Source organism: Pelosinus baikalensis (assembly GCF_020819555.1).
In the GTDB taxonomy this organism is placed as follows: Bacteria; Bacillota; Negativicutes; order DSM-13327; family DSM-13327; genus Pelosinus; species Pelosinus baikalensis.
In genome coordinates, this window is the sequence record NZ_JAJHJB010000044.1 from 1 (window position 1) to 12130 (window position 12130).

A 12130-nucleotide genomic window follows, 5' to 3' on the forward strand; every position below is an offset into this window, starting at 1 on the left:
GCGCCCGCACGGTTCTGTGAGGGTTGCGCGTCGTGAGACGCGCTTCTACTCGACCTCTGTCACTAAGGCCACTGAACGCGCTATGCGTGTGCGCAGGCTTTACCAGCAACTCGAAAAACAATACCATGAGAATGTATGGACAACTGAAGAGGACATGCTTGCTTTTTCTACTGATGTCGGTGTCCTCGGTCGTCTGATTATGGCTTCTGAGGGGCGATGGGCATATAATGGAGATGTGAATTCCGAGCTTAAAGGCAAGCTTGCGGAGTGTCTTTGGTGGATTCTAGTATTATCTGATCGCCTTGGAATCGATGTCAACGAGGCTTTCACGTCATTCATAGATAGACTCGACATTGAGCTCGAAAGGAGCGTGACAAAACAATATTAAATTTCCAAACTGGACTGGAAAGCATTTCAAGGTCAGCTTGGCTTTTCGCACCAAAAAATGATTTATATTGCGAAAGGGATAAAGTGAGGCATCAATGTGGATAATAAAGGAAATCAATGTAGTAACGAGGTGATGTAAATGAAAAAATATGTCTTTGGTTTTATGCTTATTTGCGTCATAGCTACTATAGGTTTTTTATCTGTGTCGAAATTGGTGCATATAGGTTATGGTACTGATGTAGGTCAGATCATGCATGTGGTTACAGCAGACATGAAGCATGAGCATACGATTTCGTGGAAGACAGCAAAGTTTGGTGAGCCAGGAAATTTGGAGGTACGGCCCAAGCAGTCTGAAAATATCATAAAGGTCAACGCAGAGGCAGTGGAGTTGCCTACATATAATGGGGGAAAACACTTTGGGATTTATACGGCACATGTTACCAATCTTACGGCTGGAACTGACTATGAATATCGTATTTCCGTTGGCAAACGACAATCTGCATGGATGGAATTCAAGACGGAGCCAGAGTCAACATCATTTAAGGCACTTATTTTTGGTGATTCACAGTCAGTAGATTATAAAGATTGGGCGAAAACAGCTCAGACAGCATGGGAAAGCAATGCGGATGCGGTGTTTTTTGTTAATATGGGTGATCTCGTTGATAATGGCCAGGACGAATGGCAGTGGAATGCCTGGTTTGATGGAGGAGCGAAGCTTTTAAAAGCAATACCTGTAGTTCCGGTCATGGGAAATCACGAGACATATAGTCTCGATTGGAAGATGGCGAAACCCGATTACTATCTTTCACTTTTTGCTCTGCCGGCAAATGGTCTGGCAGGCCTGGAACGATTCGCTTATTCCTATGACTATGGCGACGTACATTTTATCGTACTCAATACACAATTAAATGAGTTACAGGAATGGTATCCTGATTTACTAGAGCAACAACAGAGATGGCTTGTAAAAGACCTTTCTAAAACACAGAAAAGGTGGAAGGTAGTTCTTATGCATCGTGGTATCTGGACACATCCTTTCAATGGGCAGCTTGATGATATTGGTCAAACCTTTGTGCCAGTGTTTGATCAATATCATGTTGATCTTGTATTTACTGGACATGTCCATTCCTACGCGCGTACCAAGGCACTGAAAAATGGCAATCCCGACCCTGACGGGACGATCTATATTTCGACAGGGCGCAGCGGCGACAGGGTATGGGATAAATCTCCGCAAAAACCGATGGATGAGCTTTATTATAATCCACTTGATATGCCGAATTACCTTGTGTTTGAAGCCTCACATGATGCTCTTAAAGTCACTGCTTTTAAGCAAAACGGTGAGCTTATTGATCGAACAGAACTAAAAAAATAGCAATCGGCTGCTACCAGAAAGAAGAGTGAATCAAGCACAAAATGCCCCCGTTTGTAGGCATAGCAATGAATCTACAAATGGGGGCAGTTTGCCATATCGTTATATTGACTTATTATAGCTCTACTAGCCTGGTGTTGCTTGCATGCAAAGCAGTAAGAAGGACTTCACAACTCAAACCTGACCCTACTGCAACCCATTGATAGAATTACCATGAAAATATTTGACATATGAATCTTGAACCCAATGTATCAGTGATTTTTCATAATCATTTTGATTTTTTCCGTTATACATGTCTATTGTTAGTTGGCGGTCTTTTGACCAGTAGTAAATTGTTTCTCCCACGCACCCAATTGCATAACCACGATCTTCAGGAATAGTAGTTATATTTCTGCCTGAAAACTCCGGTGGTGAAGGAATTCCTAATATTCCTAAAAGTGTGGGGGCGAAATCAATCTGACTTGCGAATGTTGCACTGCTAAAATTGTCAAAAGGCTGCAAATTTTTGCTAACAAAGATAAGCGGGATGGGAGCTGGGCTTAAACGCAAATCGTCTTGCCCTAGGCGCTTGTAATTGTCATTCTGACTTGGATGAGGATTATGATCACTTGTAACAACAATAAGAGTCTTATCGTCCAGCAAATTTCGCTCTTCAAGATCGTGGAAAAATTTTTTCAAGGTAATATTTTCCCAATAGATTCCTTTAAGATAAACATTTTTATATTGATTCTTGATATTTGCTGGAATATCTCTTTCAGGAAGCCCGCAATACGGAAATGGTTGATGCGAATCTATCGTCTTAGTCGCTATAAAAAATTTATTATCCCGATTTTGTTCCAATAATCTGATCGTTTCGTCATACATTACATCATTATGGAATCCCCAGCCAGTGCTTCCCACATATCCTTGTCTTTCTAAATCTTCTTTTGCTCTGTAAGTCTGCATTCCAAACCGTTTTTTATATGCCCGGAATTCATCATTATAGTACTGGCTAGTAGCTTCCAAAAATACTGTATCATAACCGTTACTTTCGAGAGTTTTGAATAACGTGACATTATTTTCAAAAGATTGCTCGTCGGAATAGATCGACTGGGAAAGAAACATAGAGTTAAGTCCCTGAGTTGTAGGTTTATTAGAAGTGTAATAATGATCCAAATGAGGATACTTCGTCACTAAGCCATCCAAAAATTCTGTTGTTTCCGTTGGAATTCGTGAATTATAGAAATGCAAGTAATCTCGATGAAACGATTCAGCGATAATTACAATTATTTTTTCATATGGAAAAGCTTTTTGAGTGGGAGTAGGTTTTTCGCTAACAGCAATTCCTAATTCATTTAGCAGCTTAGTTTCCTGTTCAGAAAATGCCACACGATAAAGCTGATTGGCAGCTGCCACATGTCTATCGTCATTTCGCAAAAATTCTCGTATTAAGTTGATAGTTACAGACTTGGTAAGCAAATCGCGGGATAGATTTCTGCATACTTCTATTTCCGCTTCTTCATCAAACCCTTCTTCCATCAGTACTTTTGGATACACGTAGGCTGTGGCGAAATTAACAAGATTAGCTAAAATACAGATCATTATAATAAGGATACCAACATTTTTTGTGTGCAAATTATGCATCTCTTTCGGAGCGCGAAATAATAACATAAGAAAGAAAAGGCTTAGCAGTATGCCGAGTAAAACAATTTTATCTGTAGTATATAATACACCTGTTATTGAATAATTGTTTAAATTGTCAAATAACACCCTTTCAATATGTGTTGATGTAACAAAAAAGTATATGGTGTCACTATAAAAAATCAAAATGGTCAAAAAATACGACAGAAAGTATATGGTTTTAGATAGTATATGATTCCGTTTAGTATATAGGTAGCCAGCTAATAGTACGAATATAACATTATTAATCACACCTGTAAGAACTGACATGATAGTTATTGCACTAAAATTTAAATTTAATGAATTAATAATAACCATCGAGATACCTAACCAAAGAATTGCTAAAATTACTATTGGAGAGTAATCTTTTGCAGCTTGTTTAACCCACGTAATATGTTTTCGGAAAAACATAAATATACTTGCCAACAACAAATCGCGAAAAAGAGCATTGCATACATCAATAGCGAAGATTCCTGTTGGAATTTCCGGTTCTCCGCTATAGAATCGAAACGAAAAATAAGCCTCTATGCAAAAAAGAACAGCTATTCCAATAAACTTATTTTTATGACGGAGAAATGTTTCTTTGAAAATTACTTCTTTAATTGTAAAACTCCCTTTAAAATATCTATTAGATACAGTTTTGACATAGTTATCATTTTATCCTAATATTCATTATATTTCTATAAATACCTCCCTGCAATAATACAAAAAAACAAAATATATGACAAATTCCTGCAAAACAGCCTAGCTTTGCAGGAATTTTGTATTTTAATGGTAAATAGAAATATGGGATTGTTTTCAAAGAAGCTTATGATTATGTAAGGGAACAAAAGAAAATGGGATATACTGGTAATGCGTGGATGCAGCGGAATTTATAAAAAGGGAGCTTGATTGAATGATGGGATTGTTACGAAAGATCAATTGGAGAGTTGCTTTAGTATGGGGATTGTTGTTTGTGGCGATGAGCAATTCGTTTGCTTTTGCCGAGGAAAAGCTGTCACCGGAAAAGGCGTATTTGAACGATGTATATAAAAATATGATGGATGTAAACAACTTGCATTATGACGTGGCGATCAAGGCTGAAACGCCGATGGGGGAAGTGGAAATTGCAATCAATGGGGAAGGCCAGGAAAAACCGCTGAACTACAAACAAGATATAAACATTTCGTATCTTGATGTAAAAAATAAAGAAAATACAGTGATGTTAAAGCAGTATATAGAACAAAACCAAGGCAATCTAGTGCTTTATACGTTAAGTAACGAGAAATGGATCAAACAGATTGTGCCGATCGATCTTTCTTTGAACAAAGAACTTTCAGCGGATGAAAAGGTCTCTGCTCGAATGGATATGTTGCAGTTGATAAAATCGGTGAAGCTGAAAAAGGAAACACCATCCTATAAATATATGGAAATAACTTTGGATAATATGCAAATAAGTGATGCTATAGGTGCAGCTGTCAAACTAAATGATGTGCAGGATAGGGACATGTTGAAGACGATTGCGATAGGACGGCTTGGGTTGTTAGCTGCTGGCGATATAAAATATAATGTTAAAGTTGATAAAGCGACTAAGATGGTAAAAGAAATAGATATGGATTTGACAGAACCGATTCGAAAAGGGGCAGGATTGTTTTTGGAGATAGCTAATCCAAAGGATAGGACTCAAATCGAAGATTTTTTAACAAAATCGACATTGAATATGCAGATAACGTATTCGAAATATAATCAAGTAGATCCTATAGAGATTCCTCAAGATGTGCGAGACAATGCAAAAGAAGTCAAACCCGCAGATAAGGCAACTCCTAAAAAGTGAAAAATCTTACTATGACTTCGTTGTAAAAGCTAAAAATATTCAATGCTATAAGGCAATTAGCAAGGAGGAATATCTAAAAGTGTAATTGATAGGATCTAGTGGGCCAGAGAACCTTGTCCCACATGCTGCGAAGCGAACTAACCTTATAGGAGTTTTGTATTTTAATAGTAAATAGAATAGAAAATATGGGATTTGTTTTTTAGAAGAATAGATTGATTAGGGAGTGGGGAATTCTTGAAAAGAAGAGAATATAAAATTCAAGACTACTTTAATTCATGGCTTACTAAAGAATCAGCCCAATTAGAAGATATATTTACAAATGAAGTTTTTTATAGTGAATGTTATGGACCTGAATATCACGGGATTGACCAAATTTTAAAATGGTTTAACGATTGGAATAAAAGAGGAACCGTTTTGCAATGGAGAATAAAGCATTTCATTCATGAGGGGAACTGCACCGTGGCAGAATGGTATTTCGAGTGTGATTTTGACGGGGTGCGCGATGAATTTAATGGCGTTTCCATTATTTTGTTTAGCTCCGACGAAAAAATTGTTTCTTTAAAAGAGTTTCAGTCAAAATCAAAACATTATCTGCCTTATGGAAAAGGTACAAGTGTCAAAGGACCTGTCCCCTTGACATTTCAGTATGAAAAATTTGGCGAAGGAAAGGCATATGGTTGATTTAATCTTAATGTTATGCTAGAATTGAGCTGCGACTTTAGATTTGTAAATCGTAATTTAATTATATATTTAAGTTTTCTAGGGTTCCGCAGTTTGTAACTGGCAGGTCCGAGAGAAAACACACAGTTAACTGTGTACACGGAAGGATAAAAGCCTGGGAGATATTTAATAATATCTTTTGGGCTTTTTTTTATTTTATTCATTAAGGGCTATAACGATGATGAAGAATCAATTCAGAAGATAAAAAATATTATTAAGGAAATATCTCCGAGCAAGATAATTATGGCAAGAATGGAAGATGAAAGATTTAAGAAAAAACTTGGTATAACTGATGAAAGATTTGAGGAAATTTCAAATACTATTTTATGATATACTATAAAAATTACCATTGTAAAGCAGGACGTTTTTTGTTCGGGCCGCGTACCCCACCGCGATGCCGAATGCATGGCATTATAGAGAAGCGATGGGACGGTTCTGTTGCTTCTCTATTAACCTTCTGGAATAAACAATTTTGGAAGCGGACGAACCGTCCCATCGCTTCGTCAAGGAATATTTTACAAGGAGATTATTGTGATACAGCGAATGTAAATCGTTAAGCTGATTTATTCGATATGATAAGTGGCGGGATATTTCTTAAATTATTGGACTATCATAAATCAAGTTTGGAAAGGTTAACAGAATCTGGTCTTCGTAAAGATTGAATTTGAGGTGGAAATTTTATGAGAATTCCCGATAGGGATACAGCTACAAAGTTCTTAATGGAAGCGGAAAGACTCAATCCAGGGAATTGGGTACCCCATTCTTTATTTACTGCTCAAGCTGCTGAGGTGATTGCCAAAGTACATCCTGAGCTTGATAGTGAACTCGCCTATGTGATGGGATACTTGCATGATATCGGTAGACGGGCTGGAATAACTTATATGCGTCATTCTCTTGATGGGTATCATTTTTTACAGCAACAAGGATACGATGATATTGCAAGGATTTGTATTACCCATACATTTTGGCTCAAGCACTTAGATGAATATCCTGGTAAGTGGGATTGTTCAGAAGAGGAAATACAGTTTTTAGAATCCTATATAACATCCATTGAATATAATGAATATGATTGGCTTATTCAGTTGTGCGATTGCCTAGCGCTTCCTACCGGGTTTTGCTTACTGGAAAAAAGATTAGTGGATGTTGCCCTTCGATATGGTACGACTAAGTATACTGCAGTCAAATGGAACCTACTGTTTGAAAATAAGGTTAAATTTGAACAAAAGATTGGCAGGTCTATTTATGATTTACTGCCAGGTGTGAGGGAGAATACTTTTAGTTAATCATTTACATTCCCTTTGAAGATAAGATTTGAACCAGTGTAGAAACTTAACAAGTTGAATAGTAATCTTAAAATATTTATTTAATAAATAGGAAAAATTCTTAAAAATACTAAACCTTTAATGAAAATAACGCGGTTCTAGCTCCTCTTAAAGATGGCAAAAAAAATGGGCACCAGAAAATAATGTCCTAGGGAAGTGAGTTAGCTAAAAGAGAAACTACTCAGAGTCTACCTAGTTAGTAGATCTGAGTAGTTTCTCTTAACTTTGACAGGAGCGATAAAATAAAAAAAATTAAAGCTTGCCTCTTTATTTGGGACAAGGTACCTCCGTGTCCCATTAAGTCAGCTTACGATTTATAGATAGGTGGAGCATGAAGCCACCCTCGTTCATCCATAAGTTTTTTTACTGTTGCCCCAAAAATCGTTTTTCTAACAATAATTTTGAAAAAAATTAATCCTACATCAGCACGAATGGACTCTGTAAGTCCTCTTGTAGCATAATTAATTCCAAGAAGAAGGTTAAAAGACATTAGATTGGCAATTTCTTCGTCATTTAATTTTGCTCCATCAGGGATAAGTGGAAAATCTCCAAATGGTCTTGGTGGAGTCCCTTTGGGCAAGGGGACCTTTTCTGCTAGCAGAAAATCTTGTATTTCCTTTGCAATTGGTTGATGAACACTAACCTTTACATCCCATAACTTTTGTTTAAGCTCCTGGTTTTGAGCTAAATTATGGGCTATTTCTTCATTGCGCATCGTTGTCTCACTTATAGCAAGAAAAAACCATAAATTCGTGGCCTCCATAATATTTAAGGGTCTTTTTTCGCCATCTAAAAATGGTTCAAATACATCATGAATAACCTCATAGATATTCATAAAAATCAACTGCCTCCTCATAATATTAACTACCATCTAGTATAGCCAGATTTTGAGCACTCATGTATCTTCATGAACTTCACCGAGAAGCTGGCAGCAGATAGAGAATGTTATTCGCCAAGGGATTGTTCCTACTTCAACATGCCTACAAGTCAATAGATTGGTATGCTGGGGCTTGAAAAAGCAAAGAGGGAAGATAAATACCAAACGCCCATATCCTCAATGTGTTAAGGATATGGGCGTGAGTTTTTTCACTCTGATTTAGACCTTATCTGAAACAAAGGATTGACTTTGAAATCGAGCCTTACAAATTCTTTTCCATTGAGAAGGTAGTAATTTTACATTTTATACAGGCGAATCCGTAGCAACATGGGAACTATCAGCAACAAGCCAATGGATAAATTAATGCTAAGTGTACTCTGCATTCTAATTAGTTAATTTATTTTTCAAAAACATTGATAAACATTTGCTTAATTTCACTGATTAATGGGTATCTTGGATTAGCACCCGTACATTGGTCATCAAAAGCTAGTTCGCTTATCTTGTCTAATGTAGCATAGAATCTTTCTTTAGACACTCCTGCTTCACTGATTGTCATAGGAATGTTGAGCTTAGCTTTTAATGCATCAATAGCTTTAATTAATAATTCTATCTTTTGTTCGTCTGTGTTTCCACCTAATTGTAAATAGTCAGCAATTTTTGCATATCTTTCTTTAGCATGTGGATATTCATATTGTGAGAAGGTTCCTTGTTTTGTTGGGTTCTCTACAGAATTGAATCTTATCGTTTCATTGATACAAATTGCGTTAGCTACACCATGTGGTATGTGATGCTCTGCTCCTAATTTGTGTGCCATTGAATGACAGACTCCTAGGAAAGCATTAGCGAATGCCATACCAGCTATTGTTGAAGCATGAGCCATTTTTTCTCTTGCCTTTATATTAGTTGTACCCTCAGTGTAAGCGATTGGTAAATACTCGAATATTGATTTAATTGCTTCTAACGCTAATCCATTAGTGAAGTCTGTAGCAACAATTGATACATAAGCTTCTATAGCATGAGTTAAAGCATCAATACCTGACGCTGCGGTTAAACCTCTTGGCATATTCATCATCAATTCAGCATCTACGATAGCTATAGTTGGAGTTAGCTCATAATCAGCTAATGGATATTTAGCTCCTGTTTTGTGATCAGTAATTACTGCAAATGGAGTCACTTCTGAACCTGTACCTGCTGAAGTTGGTATTGCGACCATGATAGCTTTTTCACCCATTGGTGGGAACGGATAGACTCTCTTTCTAATATCCATAAATCTCATAGCTAGATCTTCGAATTTTACTTCTGGATGTTCATACAGTACCCACATGATTTTAGCTGCATCCATTGGTGATCCTCCGCCAATTGATATAATTGTATCTGGCTGATAAATTGCCATTTCTTTAGCACCTTGTATTGCTATCTCAAGAGTTGGATCTGGTTCTACATCATAGAATATCTTAAAATCTACGCCAATTTCTTTTAAAATGTTTGTAACTTTATCCACATATCCTAGATCATAAAGAACTTTATCTGTTACGATAAATGCTTTCTTTTTGTTCAGATCTTGTAGCTCTTTTAATGCTACACCAAGACTACCATATTTAAAATAAACTTTTTGGGGAATTCTAAACCACAGCATATTTTCTCTCCTCTCAGCTACAGTCTTGATGTTTAATAACTGTTTAACACCAACGTTTTCTGATACGGAATTTCCTCCCCATGATCCACAACCTAATGTTAATGAAGGCAATAGCTTAAAGTTGTATAGATCCCCTATACCGCCATGAGATGATGGCGTGTTTACTAAAACTCTGCCTGTTTTCATTTTTTCACCAAACTGAGCGATTCTGTCTGCAGACTTAGTTTTGTCAGTGTACAAGGATGCAGTGTGACCAAAGCCTCCAAGTTCAACAAGTCTTGCAGCCTTTGTTACAGCATCATCAAAGCTTGTAACCTTATAAAAGCCAAGTACTGGAGATAATTTTTCGTGTGAAAATTCTTCTTCATATTCTACAGATTCAATTTCGCCTATAATAACCTTTGTTTCTTCAGGAACGGTCACTCCGCCTAGTGCTGCGATCTTATAAGCAGGTTGACCTACTATCTTTGAATTTAATGCTCCGTTAATGAATAGTACTTTTCTTATTTTCTCTACTTCATCTTGTTTAAGGAAATAAGCTCCTCTTTTAGTAAACTCTTTTTTTTACTTGTTCATAGACATCTGCCAGAACTATTACTGATTGTTCAGAAGCACATATCATCCCATTATCGAAAGTCTTAGAAATTAAAATTGAACTTACAGCCATTTGAATATCAGATGTTTCATCAATAATTGCTGGTGTGTTTCCTGCACCAACGCCGACAGCTGGTTTCCCTGATGAATAAGCAGCTTTAACCATTCCTGGCCCACCAGTTGCAAGTATTAGATCCGCTTCTTTCATAACAATCCCAGAAAGTTCTACTGAAGGCTCATCAATCCAACCTATGATACCTTTTGGTGCGCCTGCTTTAACGGCTGCATCGAGTACTATTTTAGCTGCTGCAATAGTACAATTTTTAGCTCTTGGATGTGGAGCGAAAACGATACCATTTCTACTCTTTAATGCGAGAAGAGCTTTAAATATTGCTGTAGATGTTGGATTTGTCGTTGGCACAATTGCTGCTATAACTCCTACTGGTTCTGCAATTTTTGTAATACCATTGGCTATATCTCTTTCAATAACTCCACAAGTTTTGGTATTTTTATATGCGTTATAAATATATTCTGAAGCATAATGGTTTTTAATAACCTTGTCTTCTACAACTCCCATACCTGTTTCTTCGGCAGCCATCTTTGCTAAACTAATTCTTGCAGTATTTCCTGCAATAGCTGCTGTTTTAAAAATTGTATCTACCTGTTCTTGGGTATACGTAGAAAATTCCTTTTGAGCTTCTCGAACTTCCTGCATTCTAATTAATAATTCTTCAACATTTGTCACTTTCATACTCTACCCCTCCTTCATAAAATAGATAAGTTTTTATTAAAGTATAATAAATAGTATTTGTTGTACGTTTTTTAATATTCTATAGGTATATTTGTCAATGCAAAAGTTGACCACCACTGCTTCAGGTTTTAAAAAATGATAAAGTAATAGTATATAAAAATAAAAGTAGGCAGTGCAATATTTTCCAGTTGTGGCTTTTATGTGTCAGATATGTAACCGAGACTATATAAAAGAGGATGCAAATTTGTCACATGGTTGCACAGTCTATTTTCCATATGGATACTACTAGAAAAATACAAATGTTGCGAAAAATCTATCTTATACAGCAAGGTGAGATAGGTTTTTTAGTTTATCAACATTGTGGCATGCTACTTGCAATATAGTTTGGCTACTATAAACGGTAAAACTACTTTATCTATGGATTATAGACAGGTGTATAGTTTATCAAAAGCCATTAGATAATAATAACATTGATTAAATTGTGGGGGAGCAAATATGGTTGGCGATTCATCGTACTACGCAGTGATATTAGAAGCCCAAAAATATCTTCATCAACTGCAATATCAACATTGGTTGCAATATGAGCTTCTTACATATCAATGGTGGGCGCTTCTTGTAGTTTTAATTATTCCTTGGGTTATTTGGTGGAAGCTTGTAGATAAGTCAAAGATAGCAATAATCCTTAATTTGGGCTTCTTTATGATGATTATTATAACTGTAATGGACTGGTTAGGAGTCACTATGCAGTTATGGATTTACCCTATAAAGCTATTACCTATAATGCCTGTTCTACTACCACTTGATTGGGGACTTTTGCCTGTAGCCCATATGCTCATATTTCAGTATTTTCCACATTGGAAATCCTTCTTGGTCGGGCATTTGTAGGCGAACCCTTTGCTGAGTGGCTTGGAATATACATTGCTTTGAATTGGTATCATCATTGGTCTTTGCCGATTTATGTGACGAATGCTATCATTGGGAAATGGGTAATTGAAAGTGTTGTGT

Annotated in this window: 10 protein-coding genes and 1 riboswitch; of the genes, 6 read left to right on the forward strand and 4 right to left on the reverse strand. The window is 36.6% G+C overall.

Features of this window, described 5'->3' with window-relative positions:
- Positions 1 to 82 precede the first annotated feature (82 nt).
- Both LMF89_RS21370 and LMF89_RS21375 read left to right on the forward strand, forming a co-directional pair.
- Positions 83 to 388 carry a nucleoside triphosphate pyrophosphohydrolase family protein gene (locus tag LMF89_RS21370; RefSeq protein WP_229536889.1) on the forward strand — a complete coding sequence of 102 codons (306 nt, stop codon included), beginning with the start codon at positions 83 to 85 and terminating at the stop codon, positions 386 to 388.
- A 138-nt stretch (positions 389 to 526) separates the two neighbouring features.
- A complete protein-coding gene (locus LMF89_RS21375) occupies positions 527 to 1756 on the forward strand; it encodes a purple acid phosphatase family protein (protein WP_229536857.1) in 1230 nt (409 codons plus the stop codon).
- A 183-nt stretch (positions 1757 to 1939) separates the two neighbouring features.
- Here the strand turns inward: LMF89_RS21375 and LMF89_RS21380 are convergent, their stop codons facing one another.
- Positions 1940 to 3823: an LTA synthase family protein gene (locus LMF89_RS21380; RefSeq protein WP_229536858.1), complete on the reverse strand. Its 1884-nt coding sequence runs from the start codon at positions 3821 to 3823 to the stop codon at positions 1940 to 1942.
- A 484-nt stretch (positions 3824 to 4307) separates the two neighbouring features.
- Here LMF89_RS21380 and LMF89_RS21385 point away from each other — a divergent pair, with 484 nt between their 5' ends.
- The 3 genes from LMF89_RS21385 (at position 4308) to LMF89_RS21395 (ending at position 7228) form a co-directional block, all read left to right on the forward strand.
- Positions 4308 to 5225 (forward strand): DUF6612 family protein, encoded by a 918-nt coding sequence (locus tag LMF89_RS21385; protein WP_229536859.1) that lies wholly within the window; start codon positions 4308 to 4310, stop codon positions 5223 to 5225.
- Between the two features lie 234 nt (positions 5226 to 5459).
- On the forward strand, positions 5460 to 5906 hold the full coding sequence (locus tag LMF89_RS21390; RefSeq protein ID WP_229536860.1) for a nuclear transport factor 2 family protein: 447 nt from the start codon (positions 5460 to 5462) through the stop codon (positions 5904 to 5906).
- Positions 5907 to 5973: 67 nt separating this feature from the next.
- Positions 5974 to 6069, forward strand: a riboswitch (guanidine-I (ykkC/yxkD leader).
- Positions 6070 to 6625: 556 nt separating this feature from the next.
- Entirely contained in the window at positions 6626 to 7228 is a 603-nt protein-coding gene (locus LMF89_RS21395; protein WP_229536861.1) for an HD domain-containing protein, read from the forward strand.
- A gap of 346 nt (positions 7229 to 7574) precedes the next feature.
- Here the strand turns inward: LMF89_RS21395 and LMF89_RS21400 are convergent, their stop codons facing one another.
- The 3 genes from LMF89_RS21400 to LMF89_RS21410 all read right to left on the reverse strand — a co-directional run bounded on the left by LMF89_RS21400 (position 7575) and on the right by LMF89_RS21410 (position 11125).
- A complete protein-coding gene (locus LMF89_RS21400) occupies positions 7575 to 8102 on the reverse strand; it encodes a DUF3231 family protein (protein ID WP_007953273.1) in 528 nt (175 codons plus the stop codon).
- A 439-nt stretch (positions 8103 to 8541) separates the two neighbouring features.
- Positions 8542 to 10203 carry an iron-containing alcohol dehydrogenase gene (locus LMF89_RS21405; RefSeq protein ID WP_229536862.1) on the reverse strand — a complete coding sequence of 554 codons (1662 nt, stop codon included), beginning with the start codon at positions 10201 to 10203 and terminating at the stop codon, positions 8542 to 8544.
- Between the two features lie 124 nt (positions 10204 to 10327).
- Positions 10328 to 11125 carry an aldehyde dehydrogenase family protein gene (locus LMF89_RS21410; RefSeq protein ID WP_229536863.1) on the reverse strand — a complete coding sequence of 266 codons (798 nt, stop codon included), beginning with the start codon at positions 11123 to 11125 and terminating at the stop codon, positions 10328 to 10330.
- Positions 11126 to 11620: 495 nt separating this feature from the next.
- Here LMF89_RS21410 and LMF89_RS21415 point away from each other — a divergent pair, with 495 nt between their 5' ends.
- Positions 11621 to 12010: a CBO0543 family protein gene (locus LMF89_RS21415; RefSeq protein WP_229536864.1), complete on the forward strand. Its 390-nt coding sequence runs from the start codon at positions 11621 to 11623 to the stop codon at positions 12008 to 12010.
- Positions 12011 to 12130 lie beyond the last annotated feature (120 nt).